The organism is bacterium (assembly GCA_036524115.1).
Lineage (GTDB): Bacteria > JAUVQV01 > JAUVQV01 > JAUVQV01 > DATDCY01 > DATDCY01.
The window spans coordinates 1-16023 of record DATDCY010000059.1 but is presented as its reverse complement, the minus strand read 5'-3'; the positions used below and the strand labels follow the sequence as shown (position 1 = coordinate 16023).

The window sequence follows — 16023 nt, the reverse complement described above, 5'->3', positions numbered from 1 at the left end:
CTGCGCCGACGGGGCGGAAGCGGGGGGGACGCTGCGCGTGGGCGTGGGGCCGTCGGGGGGGCGCATCGCGGTGCGGCTGTCCCTCGCCGGCGGGGGCGGGGCGGCCGCGGCGGCCGCGGACCGGGAGGTCGACCTCGAGCTGGCGCGCCGGCTCGGCGGAGAGCTGCAGATGGACAGGGACGGGGCGACGATCGCGCTGGCGACGGCGCCGTAGGGCGGGCTGGCAACAGGACCGGGCCGCGAGGCCGGGAGGGAGAGAGAGCATGTTCGGAAAGAAGGAGATCAGGGTGCTGCTCGTCGACGACGAGGTGGAGTTCGTCACCACCCTCGCCGAGCGGCTGCGGCTGCGCGAGCTGAAGGTGGACTCGGTCTTCGACGGCACGCAGGCGCTGACCTACATCAGCAAGCTCGAGCCGGACGTCATCGTGCTCGACCTGAAGATGCCGGGGCTGCACGGGATCGAGGTGCTGCGCGAGATCAAGCGGACGCGCCCGAAGATCCAGGTCATCATCCTCACGGGGCACGGGACCGATGCCGACGAGGTCGAGGCGCGCAAGCTCGGCGGCTTCGACTTCCTGCGCAAGCCCGCGGAGATCGACCTGCTGGTGCGCAAGATCAAGGAGGCCTTCACCGAGAAGGTCGAGCGCTTCATGTCCGCGATCGCGTTCGCCGAGGGCGGCGACCCCGAGGACGCGCAGAAGATCCTCAAGAAGGAAGAGTAGGGGTGGCGGCGATGAACGGTGGACGGCTCAAATTGGTGCTCCTGATCTGTATCCTGCTGGCGGCGGCCGCGCTCGGCGCCGGGCGCCTCATGGCCTCCGGGGGCGAGGCGGCCGCGGCGGCCGTCGGCACGTCCTCGAGCATGCCCTGGCAGGTCTGGCCGCTCTCGCTCTTCCTCGTCTGCTTCGTGCTCGGCATCGTCGCGGTGCTCGGCGGCGTCGGCGGCGGCGTGCTCTTCGTGCCCATCGTCGGCGGCTTCTTCCCCTTCAGCCTGGACTTCGTCCGCGGCGCGGGGCTGCTGGTCGCGCTCGCCGGGGCGCTCGCGGCCGGACCCGGCCTGCTGCGCAAGGGGATGGCCGACCTGCGGCTGGCGATGCCGGTCGCGCTCATCGCCTCGACCAGCTCGATCTTCGGCGCGATGATGGGCCTGGCGCTGCCGACCAAGGTCGTGCAGACGGCGCTCGGCGCGACGATCCTCGGCATCGTCGCCATCATGTTCATGGCCAAGAAGTCCGAGTTCCCCAACGTGCCGCAGGCCGACGCCCTCTCCACGGCGCTGCGCATCAACGGCATCTACCACGAGGCCTCCACGGGCAAGAGCGTCGACTGGAAGATCCACCGCACGCCCCAGGGGCTCGTGACCTTCATCCTCATCGGCTTCCTCGCCGGCATGTTCGGCCTCGGCGCGGGCTGGGCGAACGTGCCGGTGCTCAACCTGATGATGGGCGCGCCGCTGAAGATCTCGGTCGCGACCAGCAAGTTCCTGCTCTCGATCACCGACACCTCGGCGGCCTGGATCTACGTCAACAACGGCGCGGTGCTGCCGCTCATGGTCGTGCCGTCGATCATCGGCGTCATGCTCGGGTCGGTCGTCGGCGTGCAGCTGCTGACCAAGGTCAAGCCGGCGATGATCCGCTGGATGGTCATCGGCCTGCTGACGTTCGCCGGCGGGCAGGCGCTCTACAAGGGCCTTCAGGCCTACGGGCTGTTCAGGTAGCCGCGGCGCGGCCGCTTCACGACGAGAGGAAAGAGACCATGGAGAGCAAGATCAAGGCGACCGAGGAGCAGCGGGCGTACGCCTGGCTCCTCGACTGGGGGATGAAGATCGGATTGCTGGCGCTGGTGGTGACCTTCGGGCTCTACCTTGCCGGCGTCATGAAGCCGTACGTTCCGGTGGAGGCCCTGACATCCGGCGCCTGGAAGCTGCGGCTGCACGGGACGGCGGCGGCCCACGGCGCGGATGCCGGGAAGGCCGGCCATGGGGCGGAGGCTGCGAAGGGCGCGGCGGCAGGGCCCGCGGCCGAAGCCAGGGCCCCGGAGAAGGCCACCGAGCACCAAGGGTCCGAGGGCTACCTCGAGAAGTTCAAGGTCCCGACCGGCTGGGGCTGGATCAGCCTGATCGGCTACGGGGACTTCGTCAACTTCATCGGCATCGCGTTTCTCGCGGGCGTGACCGTCGCCTGCTACCTCCGGGTCATCCCGATCCTTTTCGCGAGAAAGGACACGATCTACGGCGTGATCGCGGCGCTGGAGGTGGTCGTGCTGACGCTGGCGGCCTCCGGACTGCTCAAAGCCGGCCACTAGGAGCCCTCGGCCGGGCAGCCGCCGCGTCCCCCCGACCGGATGCTGCCCGGCCCCTTTTCCGGCGCGGTTTGGCGGCCGGCCCTGGTCCACGAGCGGCGCTCGTGAAAGTTGTGGCAATTCTTGACACGGCTACTCGGACCCAATCATAGTCGGGCCATGGGAATACGCGCCATCGCGACAGGCGTTCTCCTCGCGTTGCTCACCGTCTTCCTTGCGCCCGCCGGCCCGACCGCCCCTCCCGCCAACAGCTCGCAGGATACCAACCGCCTCTTCGGGACTCTCGAAGAAGGCGATGCCGACGACACGTCTGTCGCGGACATCTTCGACACGCCCCTGCTCCTTGCCGACCGTCCCGCCGTCCCGCCCGCCCCGGAGCTTCAGCCGCCGGGGCCGGACGGGGGCGCCGCCCCCCGGGACGGGTACGCCTCGCGCCTCGATCGCCCCCCGGAATACCGCTCCTAGCGGCGCCGGCGCACGCCGGCGCTGCTCGGTCAATCGGGCCCGGGGCCCCGGACGTCGTCCGGCGGCGATCCGGCCGCCCCACACCAACGGGAAGGAGAACAGCGATGGACGAGCACACGAATTGCACGAGACGCGCATTCCTGCGGGGCACCGGCGTCGCCGCCGCCGCGGCGGGCCTCGCCGCCGTCGCGCCCGCGCTGCCGAACTTCGCGGCGCCGGCGGCCGCCAAGGACGGCCCGACGGAGAAGTGGCCCTGGCCGTATGAGAAGCTCGACCCCGCCGTTGCGGCCGAGATCGCCTACAACGAGTGGTACCGCGGCTTCTGCGGCGAGGCGGTCATCACCAGCGTGTTCGGCCAGCTGCGCGAGAAGGTGGGCGAGCCCTACAAGAGCTTCCCGATCGACGCCTTCGTCTTCATGGAGGGCGGCGTCTCGGGTTGGGGCACGATCTGCGGCTCGCTCAACGGCGCCAACGTCGTGACGAACGTCATCCTCGGACCGCGGATCGCCGGCTCGGAGACCGGGATGCTGATGGGCAGCGAACTGATGCAGTGGTACTCCGACGCCAAGATGCCGATCTACGTGCCCAAGACGCCGAAGATCGACCCGGCGAACATCCCGATCACCGTCGCCGACTCGCCGCTCTGCCACGTTTCGGTCGGAAGGTGGATGGCGGAGGCCGACAAGCCGCTGTCCAGCGCGGAGCGCAAGGACCGCTGCGCCCGTGTGGCCGCGAGCACGGCCTATCGCCTCGTCGAGCTGCTCAACGCCTGGAAGGACGGCACCTACAAGACGACGGGCGTGATCAACGCCTCGAAGTACGGTATCCAGGCCCAGAACGACTGCGTCGACTGTCACGGGAAGTCGGTCCCGCAGCCGCCGCAGGCCAAGAAGTAGACCCGTTCCCCCGGGGGGGCAGGTCGCGGCCTTCCGCCGCGATCTGCGCCCCCTTCCTTGAAAGTCTGGTTCGACGCCGAGGGAGACTTCCTCGAAGTCCTCTTCTCCGATGCACCGGGCTACATGCGGGAGACGGACAACGAGGCGGTCATGGAGCGGGGCGACGAAGACGGCCGGGTAGTCGGCTCTTCCATCATGCAGGTCAGCCGGCTTCCCCGGTCCACGCCTCTTGCCGCAGAACTGCTCCCCGCAACACACTGACGCAGGACAGGCGCGGAAGGTTGTCGAGTTCTTGACAGCCGAAGCCAGAATTCCTACATTATCGATCAGTAGGAATTGACCCGGGTGTAGGAGGGGCGCATGACGACGACCATCAAGGTTCTGCCCAAGGGCCAGATCACCCTGCCGCGGAAGCTGCGGACGGCGCTGCGGATCAACGAGGGCGACACCTTGCTCCTGGAGCAGACCAAGGACGCTGTGGTCCTGCGGAAGGGAAAGACCATCCACGACTTCCTGGGGGCGTTGCCTTCCAAAGGCCGGACCGTGGCGGAAATGCGAGAGATCGCGGCCGGTGCGGTCGCAAAGGAACGTGCGCAAGGCCTTCGTTGACACCAACGTTCTCCTCCGACTGCTCGTCGCGGATGATGCCGCTCAGCACCGGGCGTGCGTTGCTTTGCTTCAGCGGGCCCGAAAAGAGAGCTTCGCGCTTTGCGTGCTCCCGGTCGCGCTCCTGGAGGTCGTGTGGGTCCTGGAGCGCGTCTATCGCTACCCGCGTGCCGGAGTACGCGAGATTGTGGAGGCAATTCTCAATACGCCCGAGTTCGAGGTGGAGAACGAAGCCTCGTTTCGCAAAGCCCTGTCGGCCTACGAAGAAACAAACGTCAAGTTCGCCGATGCGCTCATGGCACACTGGGGCATCGATAGCGGCCTGACGACCGTGTACACCTTCGACGAGAAGGACTTCCGGAAGATCCCCGGACTCGACGTCCGCAGGCCCTGAGATGGGAGGAGAGTTCCTCCCCTCTACCTGACGACCAGCACCGGACAGGAGGCGTGGCCGATGACCTTCTCGGTCACGCTGCCCATCAGCAGCCGCGCCAGGCCGGTGCGGCCGTGGCTGCCCATGACGATCACGTCCGCCGCCTCCTCCCGCGCGAGTCGCACCACCACGTCCGCCGATGTCCCTTCCCTGACCGCCGTCGAGCTGCGGACGCCGGCGCCGGCCGCCAGATCCGCGACCGCCGCCACGTAGCCCCGCGCCTTCTCGACGAATTTCTCGGCCGCCTCGGGCGCGACGGCGTAGACTTCCTCGGGCAGATCCACCACCGAGAGCGCCACGACCCGCCCGCCGTAGGAAGAGGCGAAGTCCACCGCCTTCGCGGCCGCCGCCAGACTGAAGCGGGAGCCGTCCGTCGCGATGAGCACGGTCTTCCAGCCGATGGCCGCCTCCCGCGGGACCACGAGCACGTCCACGGGGCTGTGGCCGATGACCCGCGCGGTGACGCTGCCGACCAGCATGCGCTCGAGCCGGGTCGTGCCGCGCCGCCCCATGACGATCAGGCCGCAGCGCTCGGACGCGGCGACGGCCACGATGCGCTGCGAGGCCTCGCCCTGCTCGAGGGAGGCCTTGATGAGCGCCCCGCCCGCCGCGGCGATCGCCTCGGCGCGCGCGACCAAGGCGCGGCCGGGGCGAAGGATCGCCTCGTGGACGTCCCCCACCCCGGTCAACTCCAGCTCCCCCTCGAAGGGCGGGACCACCGTCACGACGCGGACCCAGCACTTCTCCTCGCGCGCCAGCCGCAGCGCCTGGCGCAGGGCGTTCTCGCCGGAGGCCGAGCCGTCGTAGGCGACGAGGAGCTTCTGGTAGCGCGCCATGGCGGCAGTATCCGCTCTCTACCGCCGCCTGTCGAACCTAGATTTTGCTCTCGATCACTGCCGGGACGCGCACCGCCTGCTCCCGCTCGGCGCGACGACCTTCCCACATCGCCTTGAGGATGATGAAAGCGCCCAGGGCGAGGGCGAAGATCATGATGCCGAAGCTCGTGCTCGAGAGCAGCTTCGCGGTGCCCTTGTCGATGGCGGGGATCATCTTCAGCTGCGCCATGTACACCGGGACCATGAGCGCCCGCGAGAAGAGCACGATGACCATGATCGAGCCCATGACGATCTTGATCATGTAGGGCTTGACATACGTCGTGCCCATCGCGCCGAGCTGGATGCCGAAGAGCGAGCCGGCGAGGATGATCAGCGCCAGGCGGATGTCGACGAGGCCGTGCATCGCGTACTTGAAGGAGCCCCCGAGGCCCATGACGAAGGCGATCACCAGCTCGGTCGCCGAGGCCATGATGCTCGGGACGCCCATGACGTAGATCATCGAGGGGACGCCGATGAAGCCGCCGACCGCAATCGTGGCCGCGAGCAGGCCGGTGGCGAACCCGAGGGGGATCGTGAAGAGCACCGAGACGCGCGCGTTCATGCTCTTGAAGTACACCATCGTGCCCGGGATATTGATGGACTGGACCCAGCGGGCGAGTTTCGTGACCTGCTCCTCCTCGTGCTGCGTCCCGGCGCGCTTGGTCTTGAGGGCGTCGTAGAGGACGAAGCCGCCGACGACCGCGAGGATGAGGACGAACGCGACGCTCACGTAGAGGTTCGAGCCGGCGTCGCCATAGGCGGCCTTGATCTTCTCCTGGACGCCCGCGCCGTACAGCACGCCGGCCTCGGCCGAGATGCCGAGCACGATGCCGAGCTTCACGTCGACCTGGCCGTACTTGGCGCGCTTGAGGGCCCCGACGAGCGCCTTCGGGAACTTGTGGCACATGTTGCTCGCCACCGCAACGAGGCCGGGGACGCCGAGGCTCATCATGCCGGGGGTCAGCACGAAGGCGCCGCCGGAGCCGATGAAGCCGCTCACGAGGCCGCCGACGAAGCCGACGAGGAAGAGGTAGATGATGTTGGCGGAGTCAAGGTGGATGAAGTTCGCCGCTGCCGCAACCGCGTCGTGCATGGCTACTTCACCTCCTTGAACTTCTTCGAGGCCTCCACGCCGCAGCTCGACCAGAAACAGCCGGTGAAGTTGCCGTGGACGAACGAGAAGAGGAACGCCAGCGCGATCGGCAGGATCGCGATCATCCCGCCCTTGGCGAAGTTCTCGTTGATCACGTCCTGCCGCGCGAGCAGGAGCGCGTACAGCCCGAGGGAGACCGCCCCGTAGAGGACGGTCTTCAGGTAGGGTCTCTTGCCGTGTTCCGCAGCCATGGTTTTCGCTCCCTCTTTCCTGCGGCCTACTTGCCGGGCTCGACGGCGAGCGTGCCGGTGATCGTCGTGCGGGTCTCGCGCCCTGCCGGCTGCTTCGCCAGCGCCTCGAGGGCGATCTGCCGGGCGGCGCCGTGCTCGTTCTCCTCGGCGAAGGCGGCGGCGGTCATGAGGGTCTGGAACTTCTCGAACAGCGTCATGGGTGCTCCTTCCTTTCGGTTGCGGCTCAGGCGTTCGCCCGCGCCTGTTGGGAGATCGCGACCACGGGCTTCGTGATCCGCGTGAGAATCCGCTTGAGGTAGCCCCCGGAGCGCGGCGCCCCGAGGGAGGGGCTCAGGAGAACCATCTCGATGCCGGGGCGAAGCTTGAGCGTGTCGCGGATCGACTCGACGTCGTCGCCGGCGGCGGCGTAGGCCGCGAAGTCGACGCCGGCCTCGCCGCACTGGCGCTTGGCCGCCGCGAGCTGCACGCCGTGGGCGGCCTCGATGTCCAGCTCCTCGGACTGCAGGATCTCGCGCGCCGAGGCGATGTCCCCGGCCTCGGCGAACGCCGCGGCCATCATCGCCTCCTCGAGCGCGCCGGTCAGCCGGCTCGCGCGGATGATCAGGACCGCAAGGCCCGTCCGCAGGCTGCGGGCCAGCTCGAGCGCATAGGGGAAGCCCGCGAGGCTGTCGGTTCCGGCCTTTGTCGCGAAGAGGATCATCGCCGCCCTTCCTTTCCCGTTGGTTCCTGCACCGTGACATTTCAATAGGCGTGCCAGTACGCAACTCATGGAAACTAAAAGCTTCTGTCGAAGCGCCGAGTGATCGACGTGTTTCATTTGTGAACAGGCGCGAAACAGACGCCGCCCCGACGCCGCTGTGAATCGATTCGGGGGTCCGGGACTCATATCAATTGTTGTTGATATGTATCGGCGGCGGGGAGGAGGGAGAGAACGATGAACACGATGGTGCAGTGCCTCAAGGCGCTCGGCGACGAAAACCGGCTGCGGATCCTCATGCTCCTGCGCGAGCGGGAGCTCTGCGTCTTCGAGCTCATGGGCGTCCTCGGCCTCTCCCAGTCCCTGGTCTCGAGCCACCTCGGGGTTCTGCGGTCTGCCGGCCTGGTGGACGCGCGGCGCGAGGGCAAGCGCATGCGCTACGCGATCACCGAGGAGGGGCGCCGCGGGGGCAAGCGCGGAATCGTGAACCTGGTGACGACCGCACTGGCGGGGGAACCGGCCATGGAGCGGGACCGCGAGCGCCTGCGCGACTGCCTGGAGTTCCGCGGCGAGAACAAGACCTGCGACCGCACCGCGCTGGCGCGGTTTCGCGCACGCAAGGGGGAGTCGAAGATATGAAGAGCGAAGCGAGACGGGTGCCCGCGCTGCTGGCGGCGGCGCTGGCGGCGGCGCTCGGGGTGGCCCCCGGCCGGGCCGCCGCGGGCGAGGAGCTGACACTGCGCGAGTCGATCGCGGAGGCGCTCCGCGGCAACGATCTGCTGAAGGCGGAGCAGGGCCGACAGGCCGCGGCCGCCGGGGCGGTCGACGCCGCGCGCAGCTTCCTGCTGCCGGGCGTCTCGATCGAGGAGCGCTTCCTGCGCACGGACAACCCGGCGTACGACTTCTCGACGAAGATCAACCAGGGGCGCTTTGCCGCCGCCGACCTGCAGGGCGCCCCGGGCTCGTTCAACGGCCCGGCGGCGATCAGCGACTTCCAGACGAGCCTCACCGTGGCCCAGCCCCTCTACGCGCCGCGGGCGACACTCGGCATTGCCCTGGCGCGCGGGGAGGCGACGGCGGTCGGGTTCGACGTGGCCCGCACGCGCGAGGAGACCGCGCACGCCGCACTGCAGGCGTGGCTCGGCGCGAAGGCCGCGGAGGCCTACGGCGAGGCCGCGGCCAAAGCGGAGGAGGACGCCGCGGAGCACGTCCGCCTCGCGACGGTGGCCGAGGACGCCGGGGTCGGACTGGCCTCGGACCGTCTGCGTGCCAGCGTCGCGCTGAGCGAGGCGAGGCGGGCGCGGCTGACCGTGCAGAACAACGTGGAGATCGCCCGGCGGGGGCTCGGCCTGGCGCTGGGCCGCGAGGACGCGGTGATCCCGGGCGCGAACGACCTCACGGTGGAGGTTCCGGAGCTGGCGACGCTGCTCGAGCGGGTCGCCGCCCGCGCCGACCTGCGCGCAATGGACGAGCGGGTGGGGAACGCCAGGCGCGCGGTGCGTCTTGCCAAGGCGGAGCGGCTCCCCGAGGTCGGCCTCTTCGGCTCGCTCCAGGCCAACGATCCGGACCTGCCGCTCGGCACTTCCGGCACGAGCTACAGCGCGGGAGTCGCCGTCACCTGGAAGCTCTCCGCCGGCTGGCACAGCGCCGCCGCGGAGCGGCAGGCCGCGGGCGAGCTGGCGCGCGCCGAATCCCAGCGCGCCGGCATGGCAAAGGAGGCCCGCTTCCGGGTGCAGGAGGCGTGGCTGCGGCTGGACGAGGCCCGCCAGAGCCTCAGGATCGCCGAGGAAGCCCTGGCTTCGGCCGGGGAGGGGCAACGCCTCGTGCGGGTGCGCTACGAGAACGGCCTGGCGACGATGGTCGCACTGCTCGACGCGCAGGCCGCCCTGAACCGGGCGCGCTCCGAGAGGACGCGCACGACGGTCGACCTCGCGACCGCCGTGGCCCAGCTGCACTTCGCATCGGGCCTGCTGCTCGAGAAGATCGGGGGATGAACGCCATGAAGGGAGGGAGAAATCCGATGAACGCCAGGATCCGGTCGGCCGCTGCGGTGGGCGCGGCCTGCGTGGTGTTGCTTGCCGGCTGCGGCGGGAAGCGGGACGAGGGAGCCAAAGCGCCCCAGGCGCCGGTCAAGGTCGCCGGGCTGCGCACGGCGCCCGTCGCGGCCGAGGAGCTCGATGTCGTCAGGGAGCTGGCCGGCAGCGTCCAGTCGTCGGCGGTGAGCCAGGTCGCGGCGCGCGTGATGGCCCAGGTCGTCTCGGTCTCCGTGGACGAGGGCGACCGCGTCTCCAGGGGACAGACCCTGGTGGTGCTCGACGACCGCGAACTGCAGGCAAAGGTGCAGCAGGCCGAGAGTGCGCGGCGGCAGGCCGAGGCGGGTCGGCAGCAGGCCGAGGCGGCGCGCGCCCAGGCACAGGCACAGCTCGGGCTCGCGGCCGCGACGCACGCACGCTACCAGGCGCTGCTCCAGAGCCGCGCCGTGTCCCGCCAGGAGTACGAACAGGTCGCGGCGCAGGAGAGCGTGGCGCGCGCGGCGGTGGCCCAGGCCGAGGCGGCGATCGCGCAGGCCGAGGGCGCCGTCGCCCAGGCCGCGAGCGCCGGGGAGGAGGCCAGGACGTGGCTGGCGTTCACCGTGATCACCGCCCCGGTCTCCGGCAGGGTCACCGCGAAGCGGATCGACCCCGGCTCGATGGCCGCCCCGGGCCAGCCGCTGCTGGCTATCGAGGCCGAGGGGCGCTACCGCCTCGAGCTGCCGGTCGACGGCTCGCTCTCGGGCACGATCGGCAAGGGGACGCCCCTTGCTGTCGGGGTCGACGCCGCGGGCTATGCAGGGACTGTCCCGGTGACCGAGGTCGTCCCGGCCGCCGACCCGGTCTCGCGGACGTTCCTGGTCCGCGCCAGTCTCCCGGCCGACCCGCGCTTCGGCTCCGGCCAGTACGCCCGCGTCCGCGTGGCGCTCGGCACACGCACCGCGATCGTCGTGCCGGAGAGCGCCGTGGTCCACCGCGGCCAGCTCGACGGCGTCTACGTCGCGGGCAACGGCAGCCTCGGCTTCCGCATCGTCCAGTCGGGCCCGGCGGCCGGGGCGGGCCGGCGCGAGATCCTCTCGGGCCTCGCCGCCGGTGAGCGCATCGTGGTCGAGGGCGCAGAGCGCGCCGCGGACGGCGTCCAGCTCGCGGAGGAGGGCCGCTGATGCAGTCGGTAGGCATCTCCGGGCGCATCGCCCGCGCCTTCCTGACCTCGAAGCTCACGCCGGTCATCGTGCTGGCGTCGTTGCTGCTCGGGGCGATCGCCGTGTTCGTCACCCCGCGCGAGGAGGAACCGCAGATCGTCGTCCCGATGATGGACGTCTTCGTCGCCTACCCCGGGGCCACCGCGCGGGAGGTCGAGGAGCGCGTCACGAACCCGATGGAGCGCAAGCTCTGGGAGATCGACGGCGTGGAGTACGTCTACTCGATCACCAGGCCGGGCATGGCAATGGCGATCGTGCGTTTCCGCGTCGGACAGAACGCCGAAGACAGCATCGTCAAGCTCTACAACAAGCTGATGTCCAACGCCGACCTGATCCCGGCGGGCGTCGCGCAGCCCCTGATCAAGCCGCGCTCGATCGACGACGTCCCGGTCTTCGCCGCGACGCTCTGGTCCGATCGCCTCGACGGCGGGCAGCTGCGCCGCATCGGCGCGGAGGTCGTCGAGGACCTCAACCGGATCGACAACGTCTCGGAGACCACGCTCATCGGCGGCGAGCGCCGCCAGGTGCGCGTCGTGCTCGATCCGCCCCGGCTGCGCGGCAGCGGGCTCTCGCCGCTGCAGGTGCTCGATGCGCTGCGGCGCGCCAATGTGCTGCTCCCCTCGGGCACGGTGACCCGGGGCGGGAAGGAGGTGCTCGTCGAGACCGGCGGCCTGCTCGGCAGCGCCGAGGAAGTCGGGAACATCGTCGCCGGAGTCGCCGGCGGCCGCCCGGTCTACCTGCGCGACGTGGCGCGGGTCGAGGACGGCCCCGCCGAGCCGTCGACCTACGTGCTCTTCGGCCTCGGGCCCGCCGCGGGATCGCGGGGCATCGCCGCCGGCGCCGACCGCGGCCGCGAGTACGCAGCCGTGACCGTCGCCGTCGCCAAGAAGCGCGGCACCAACGCCAGCCTCGTGACCCGCGCGGCCCGCGCGCGCCTCGAGGAGCTGCGGGGGACGGTGATTCCCGCCGACGTGCAGATGACCGTGACGCGCGACTACGGCGAGACGGCGCAGGAGAAGTCCGACGAACTGCTCAAGCACATGCTCATCGCGACCGTCTCCGTCATCCTGCTCGTCGCGCTGGCGCTCGGCTGGCGCGAGGCGGTCGTCGTGGCGGTCGCCGTGCCGGTGACGCTGGCGCTGACGCTGCTCGTGAACTACCTCTACGGCTACACGCTCAACCGCGTCACGCTGTTCGCCCTGATCTTCTCGATCGGCATCCTCGTCGACGACGCGATCGTCGTCGTCGAGAACATCCACCGGCACTTCGCGGCGAGAGGCGGCGGCTCGCGCTCCAAGCTCGCGGCGGTCCTCGCCGTGGACGAGGTCGGCAACCCGACGATCCTCGCGACCTTCACCGTCATCGCAGCGCTGCTGCCGCTGGCGTTCGTCCGCGGCCTGATGGGGCCCTACATGCGCCCGATCCCGGTCGGCGCCTCGGCGGCGATGGTCTTCTCGCTGCTCGTGGCGTTCATCGTCAGCCCCTGGCTGGCGTACCAGGTGCTGCGCCGGGTGCACGGCGGCGGCGGGCACGAGGAGGCGCAGGTCTCGGGGCTCGAGCGGCTCTACGGCGGGGCGCTGCGCCCGTTCCTGCGCAGCCGCGCGCGCCGCCTCGGTGCGCTCGGCGGCGTCGTCCTGCTGCTGGCCGGCGCCGTCGCGCTGATCCCGCTGAAGAAGGTGACGGTCAAGATGCTGCCCTTCGACAACAAGAGCGAGCTGCAGATCGTCATCGACATGCCCGAGGGCACGCCCCTCGAGCAGACGACGCAGGCGGGCGTCGAGATCGGCCGCTATCTGCGGACCGTCCCCGAGGTCGCCGACTGGCAGCTCTACGCGGGCGCTGCGTCCCCCTACAACTTCAACGGGCTGGTGCGCCACTACTTCCTGCGCTCGGCGCCGAACGAGGCCGACCTGCAGGTGAACCTCGCGCCCAAGGGCGAGCGCTCGGCGCAGAGCCACGAGATCGCCAAGCGCATCCGCCCGGCGGTCGCCGCGATCGGCGCGCGACACGGCGGACGGGTCAAGGTCGCCGAGATCCCGCCGGGGCCGCCGGTGCTCTCGACGCTCGTCGCGGAGGTCTACGGGCCGGACCAGGGCCGGCGCGCGACGGTCGCCGCCGACGTCCGCCGCATCTTCGAGACGACGCCCGGCGTCGTGGACGTCGACTGGTACGTCGAGGACGACCAGGAGAAGGTCACCCTCGCGGTCGACCGGGCCAAGGCCGCGCTCAACGGCATCCCGACCGAACAGGTCTCGCAGGCCCTGGCCGTGGCGCTCGGCGGCGCCTCCGCCGGTCAGGTGCACCTGCCGCGCGAGAAGGAGCCGGTGGAACTGGTGGTCCGGCTGCCGCGCGAGGCGCGCACCGGCGTCGAGACGCTGGCCGGCGTGACCGTGCCCTCCCCCGCCGGCGTGCAGGTCCCGCTGGCGGAGCTGGCGCAGGTGCGCCGCGGCATCGCCGAGAAGACGATCTACCACAAGAACCTGCGGCCGGTGACCTACGTCATCGGGGACGTGGCCGGCATCGCCGAGAGCCCGGTCTACGCGATCCTCGCGATGAAGAAGCGCATCGCGGCCCTGCGCCTGCCCGAGGGCTACGAACTGGCGCAGTTCTCGGCGGTCCAGCCCGACCGCGCCGACCGCTACGCGATGAAGTGGGACGGCGAGTGGCACATCACCTACGAGGTCTTCCGCGACATGGGCCTCGCCTTCGCGGCGGTGCTCGTGCTGATCTACATCCTCGTCGTGGCCTGGTTCCGCAGCTTCCTGGTGCCGCTGGTGATCATGGCGCCGATCCCGCTGACGCTCGTCGGCATCCTCCCCGGGCACTGGGCCTTCGGCGCGTTCTTCACGGCGACGTCGATGATCGGCTTCATCGCGCTGGCGGGGATCGTCGTGCGCAACTCCATCCTGCTCGTCGACTTCGCTCAAGTCCGGGCGCGGGAGACCGGCGAGCTGGCCGAGGCGGTGATCGAGGCCGGGGCGGTGCGCTTCCGGCCGATCGCGCTGACCGCGGCGGCCGTCGTCGTCGCCTCGCTCGTGATGCTCTTCGACCCGATCTTCCAGGGCCTGGCGATCTCGATGATGTTCGGCGCCGTCGCCTCGACGGTCCTGACGCTGGTCGCGGTGCCGCTGCTCTACTTCGACGCGGCCCTGCTCCAGCGGCGCGGCGCCCAGGCAGAATGCGCGGACGGGGAATCGTGCGCGGTCGTGGCACCCGCCGAGGAACCGGAGCCGCAGCGCTGAAATCCTGTTAGACTCGGCCCGTGGCGGAGCGCGACGATTCCGGCGCGCCCCCCGGGCCGCCGTCTTTCCTGACGCGGGCGCTGCCGTTCCTGTCGTGGATCGGGAGCGTCACCCCCCGGAGTGTGCGCGCCGACCTCATCGCCGGCCTCACCGGCGCCGTGATCGTGCTGCCCCAGGGCGTGGCGTTCGCGATCATCGCCGGGCTCCCCCCCGAGTACGGCCTCTACTCCGCGATCGTGCCGGCGATCGTCGCCGCCCTCTTCGGCTCCTCGCGCCACCTGATCTCCGGCCCGACCACCGCGATCTCGATCGTGGTCCTCACCACCGTGAGCCCGCTGGCGGCCCGCGGTTCGGCCGACTACATTCAGCTCGTCCTGACGCTCACCTTCCTCGCCGGTCTCTTCCAGCTCGCGCTCGGTCTCGCGCGCCTCGGCGCCCTCACGAACTTCGTCTCGCATTCGGTGATCGTCGGCTTCACGGCGGGCGCGGCGATCCTGATCGGCACCAGCCAGCTGCGTCACTTCCTCGGCCTGACGATCACCCGCGGCGACTCGTTCCTGCACACCTGGGCCGAGATCCTGCGCCACCTGCCGGAGACCAACGGGCACGTCGCGGCAATCGCCGCCGCGACCCTGGCCATCGCCCTCGTCTTGAATCTCCTGCTGCCGCGGTGGCCGGGGATGCTCATCGCGCTGGTCGCCGGCAGCCTCCTCGCGGCGGCGACCGACGGCACGGCGCACGGCGTGCAGTTCGTCGGGGCGCTGCCCGGACAGCTGCCGCCGCTGTCGCACCCGGACCTCTCCGTGCACACCCTCCGCCAGCTCGCCCCGGGGGCGCTCGCCGTCGCGCTGCTCGGGCTGACCGAGGCGGTCTCGATCGCGCGCTCGATCGGCGCGCGCTCGCACCAGCGCATCGACAGCAACCGGGAGTTCGTCGGGCAGGGGCTCTCCAACCTCGCGGGGAGTTTCTTCTCGAGCTATGCCTCCTCGGGGTCCTTCACGCGCACAGGCGTCAACTACGAGGCGGGGGCGAAGACGCCGCTGGCCGCCGTCTTCGCCGCGTTCCTGCTGGCCGCCATCCTGCTGCTGGTGGCGCCGCTGACGGCCTATCTCCCCGACCCGGCGATGGCGGGCGTGCTGATCCTCGTGGCGGCCAAGCTCGTCAACACCCGCCACATCGGCCACATCCTGCGCGTGAGCCACGCGGAAACCGCCGTCCTCGTCGTGACCTTCCTGTCGACGCTCTTCGTGCAGCTGGAGTTCGCGATCTACGTCGGCGTGATCCTCTCGCTCGTGCTCTACCTCAACCGCACGGCCCACCCGACGTTCGTGACCATGGTGCCGGACCCCGACAGCGGCCGGCGCAGCCTCGTCAACGTCGCCACGAAACCGCTGCCGGAGTGCCCGCAGCTCAAGATCGTGAGGATCGACGGCTCCATCTTCTTCGGCGCGGTCGATCACGTCGCGGAGCGGCTGCAGGCGATCGCCCGCGACAGCCCGGAGCAGGCCCACATCCTCGTCGTCGGCAGCGGCATCAACTTCATCGACCTGGCCGGGTGCGAGATGCTCAACCAGGAGGCGCGGCGCCTGCGCGTGAACGGGCGGGTGCTCTACCTCTGTTCGCTCCACGGCGAGGCCCGCGGAATCCTCCACCGCGCCGGCTGCATCGCCAGCGTCGGCGAGGAGAACGTCTTCGGCTCGAAGGTCGAGGCGCTCGGGAAGATCGTCCCGCGCCTGGACCCCGAGCGCTGCCGCGTCTGCCGGCTGCGCATCTTCCACGAGTGCGCCCAGATGCCCGGTCCGCCGGACTTTCCGGCGACGACCGCCGCCGCGCCGGATGTGGCGCGAACCTCGTCGAGGACCTAGCTTAGTTTCCGTGGGGCCGGGCGGCCGCCCGGCGTCTTCAACACGGAGGGACGGATCATGAGCAGCA

General features: G+C 70.4%; 19 protein-coding genes. 14 read left to right on the top strand and 5 right to left on the bottom strand.

Annotated elements, in window-relative coordinates; genetic code table 11:
• The 9 genes from VI078_02860 to VI078_02820 form a co-directional block, all read left to right on the top strand.
• Positions 1 to 214 (top strand): hypothetical protein (locus VI078_02860; GenBank protein ID HEY5998223.1); only part of this gene is annotated, 214 nt, incomplete at its 5' end.
• 49 nt (positions 215 to 263) lie between these two features.
• Complete coding sequence (locus VI078_02855; GenBank protein HEY5998222.1) at positions 264 to 722, top strand: response regulator; 459 nt, start codon at positions 264 to 266, stop codon at positions 720 to 722.
• A gap of 11 nt (positions 723 to 733) precedes the next feature.
• Positions 734 to 1717 (top strand): sulfite exporter TauE/SafE family protein, encoded by a 984-nt coding sequence (locus VI078_02850; protein HEY5998221.1) that lies wholly within the window; start codon positions 734 to 736, stop codon positions 1715 to 1717.
• Positions 1718 to 1755: 38 nt separating this feature from the next.
• Positions 1756 to 2304 carry a hypothetical protein gene (locus VI078_02845; GenBank protein ID HEY5998220.1) on the top strand — a complete coding sequence of 183 codons (549 nt, stop codon included), beginning with the start codon at positions 1756 to 1758 and terminating at the stop codon, positions 2302 to 2304.
• A gap of 156 nt (positions 2305 to 2460) precedes the next feature.
• A complete protein-coding gene (locus VI078_02840) occupies positions 2461 to 2766 on the top strand; it encodes a hypothetical protein (GenBank protein HEY5998219.1) in 306 nt (101 codons plus the stop codon).
• Positions 2767 to 2870: 104 nt separating this feature from the next.
• Entirely contained in the window at positions 2871 to 3662 is a 792-nt protein-coding gene (locus VI078_02835) for a C-GCAxxG-C-C family protein (protein ID HEY5998218.1), read from the top strand.
• A gap of 57 nt (positions 3663 to 3719) precedes the next feature.
• On the top strand, positions 3720 to 3923 hold the full coding sequence (locus tag VI078_02830; GenBank protein HEY5998217.1) for a DUF2283 domain-containing protein: 204 nt from the start codon (positions 3720 to 3722) through the stop codon (positions 3921 to 3923).
• Between the two features lie 99 nt (positions 3924 to 4022).
• Positions 4023 to 4271, top strand: a complete 249-nt coding sequence (locus tag VI078_02825) for an AbrB/MazE/SpoVT family DNA-binding domain-containing protein (GenBank protein HEY5998216.1) — start codon at positions 4023 to 4025, stop codon at positions 4269 to 4271.
• Positions 4252 to 4662, top strand: a complete 411-nt coding sequence (locus VI078_02820; protein ID HEY5998215.1) for a type II toxin-antitoxin system VapC family toxin — start codon at positions 4252 to 4254, stop codon at positions 4660 to 4662. Before VI078_02825 ends, VI078_02820 begins: the two co-directional genes overlap by 20 nt.
• Before the next feature lie 23 nt (positions 4663 to 4685).
• Here VI078_02820 and VI078_02815 read toward each other — a convergent pair whose 3' ends face one another.
• Genes VI078_02815 through VI078_02795 form a run of 5 tightly spaced genes read right to left on the bottom strand, consistent with a single transcriptional unit; the run spans position 4686 to position 7620 of the window.
• Positions 4686 to 5537, bottom strand: a complete 852-nt coding sequence (locus VI078_02815; protein HEY5998214.1) for a universal stress protein — start codon at positions 5535 to 5537, stop codon at positions 4686 to 4688.
• 37 nt (positions 5538 to 5574) lie between these two features.
• Entirely contained in the window at positions 5575 to 6669 is a 1095-nt protein-coding gene (locus tag VI078_02810; GenBank protein HEY5998213.1) for a sulfite exporter TauE/SafE family protein, read from the bottom strand.
• Positions 6670 to 6671: 2 nt separating this feature from the next.
• Positions 6672 to 6920, bottom strand: a complete 249-nt coding sequence (locus VI078_02805) for a hypothetical protein (protein ID HEY5998212.1) — start codon at positions 6918 to 6920, stop codon at positions 6672 to 6674.
• Between the two features lie 26 nt (positions 6921 to 6946).
• Entirely contained in the window at positions 6947 to 7117 is a 171-nt protein-coding gene (locus VI078_02800; protein ID HEY5998211.1) for a hypothetical protein, read from the bottom strand.
• A gap of 26 nt (positions 7118 to 7143) precedes the next feature.
• Complete coding sequence (locus tag VI078_02795; protein ID HEY5998210.1) at positions 7144 to 7620, bottom strand: hypothetical protein; 477 nt, start codon at positions 7618 to 7620, stop codon at positions 7144 to 7146.
• Positions 7621 to 7854: 234 nt separating this feature from the next.
• On the opposite strand from VI078_02795, the gene VI078_02790 reads away from it, so the two are divergent.
• From VI078_02790 to VI078_02770, 5 genes are read left to right on the top strand one after another with little or no spacing between them, the layout of a single operon-like run.
• The gene (locus tag VI078_02790) at positions 7855 to 8256 is read left to right on the top strand and encodes a metalloregulator ArsR/SmtB family transcription factor (GenBank protein HEY5998209.1); all 402 of its coding nucleotides are present in this window, start codon (positions 7855 to 7857) and stop codon (positions 8254 to 8256) included.
• Positions 8253 to 9611 carry a TolC family protein gene (locus tag VI078_02785; protein HEY5998208.1) on the top strand — a complete coding sequence of 453 codons (1359 nt, stop codon included), beginning with the start codon at positions 8253 to 8255 and terminating at the stop codon, positions 9609 to 9611. Before VI078_02790 ends, VI078_02785 begins: the two co-directional genes overlap by 4 nt.
• Before the next feature lie 26 nt (positions 9612 to 9637).
• Positions 9638 to 10810, top strand: coding sequence for an efflux RND transporter periplasmic adaptor subunit (locus VI078_02780; GenBank protein HEY5998207.1), 1173 nt, complete (start codon positions 9638 to 9640; stop codon positions 10808 to 10810).
• Positions 10810 to 14091: an efflux RND transporter permease subunit gene (locus tag VI078_02775; protein ID HEY5998206.1), complete on the top strand. Its 3282-nt coding sequence runs from the start codon at positions 10810 to 10812 to the stop codon at positions 14089 to 14091. The genes VI078_02780 and VI078_02775 overlap by 1 nt, the downstream gene beginning before the upstream one ends.
• Positions 14092 to 14111: 20 nt before the next feature.
• Positions 14112 to 15956 (top strand): SulP family inorganic anion transporter, encoded by a 1845-nt coding sequence (locus VI078_02770; GenBank protein ID HEY5998205.1) that lies wholly within the window; start codon positions 14112 to 14114, stop codon positions 15954 to 15956.
• Positions 15957 to 16023: the final 67 nt, after the last annotated feature.

Excerpts from the sequence above, each read along its gene's own strand:
- VI078_02855 (HEY5998222.1), top strand. The coding sequence starts at position 264 with ATGTTCGGAAAGAAGGAGATCAGGGTGCTGCTCGTCGACGACGAGGTG.
- VI078_02850 (HEY5998221.1), top strand. The coding sequence starts at position 734 with ATGAACGGTGGACGGCTCAAATTGGTGCTCCTGATCTGTATCCTGCTG.
- VI078_02845 (HEY5998220.1), top strand. The coding sequence starts at position 1,756 with ATGGAGAGCAAGATCAAGGCGACCGAGGAGCAGCGGGCGTACGCCTGG.
- VI078_02840 (HEY5998219.1), top strand. The coding sequence starts at position 2,461 with ATGGGAATACGCGCCATCGCGACAGGCGTTCTCCTCGCGTTGCTCACC.
- VI078_02835 (HEY5998218.1), top strand. The coding sequence starts at position 2,871 with ATGGACGAGCACACGAATTGCACGAGACGCGCATTCCTGCGGGGCACC.
- VI078_02825 (HEY5998216.1), top strand. The coding sequence starts at position 4,023 with ATGACGACGACCATCAAGGTTCTGCCCAAGGGCCAGATCACCCTGCCG.
- VI078_02815 (HEY5998214.1), bottom strand. The coding sequence starts at position 5,537 with ATGGCGCGCTACCAGAAGCTCCTCGTCGCCTACGACGGCTCGGCCTCC.
- VI078_02810 (HEY5998213.1), bottom strand. The coding sequence starts at position 6,669 with ATGCACGACGCGGTTGCGGCAGCGGCGAACTTCATCCACCTTGACTCC.
- VI078_02805 (HEY5998212.1), bottom strand. The coding sequence starts at position 6,920 with ATGGCTGCGGAACACGGCAAGAGACCCTACCTGAAGACCGTCCTCTAC.
- VI078_02800 (HEY5998211.1), bottom strand. The coding sequence starts at position 7,117 with ATGACGCTGTTCGAGAAGTTCCAGACCCTCATGACCGCCGCCGCCTTC.
- VI078_02795 (HEY5998210.1), bottom strand. The coding sequence starts at position 7,620 with ATGATCCTCTTCGCGACAAAGGCCGGAACCGACAGCCTCGCGGGCTTC.
- VI078_02790 (HEY5998209.1), top strand. The coding sequence starts at position 7,855 with ATGAACACGATGGTGCAGTGCCTCAAGGCGCTCGGCGACGAAAACCGG.
- VI078_02785 (HEY5998208.1), top strand. The coding sequence starts at position 8,253 with ATGAAGAGCGAAGCGAGACGGGTGCCCGCGCTGCTGGCGGCGGCGCTG.
- VI078_02780 (HEY5998207.1), top strand. The coding sequence starts at position 9,638 with ATGAACGCCAGGATCCGGTCGGCCGCTGCGGTGGGCGCGGCCTGCGTG.
- VI078_02775 (HEY5998206.1), top strand. The coding sequence starts at position 10,810 with ATGCAGTCGGTAGGCATCTCCGGGCGCATCGCCCGCGCCTTCCTGACC.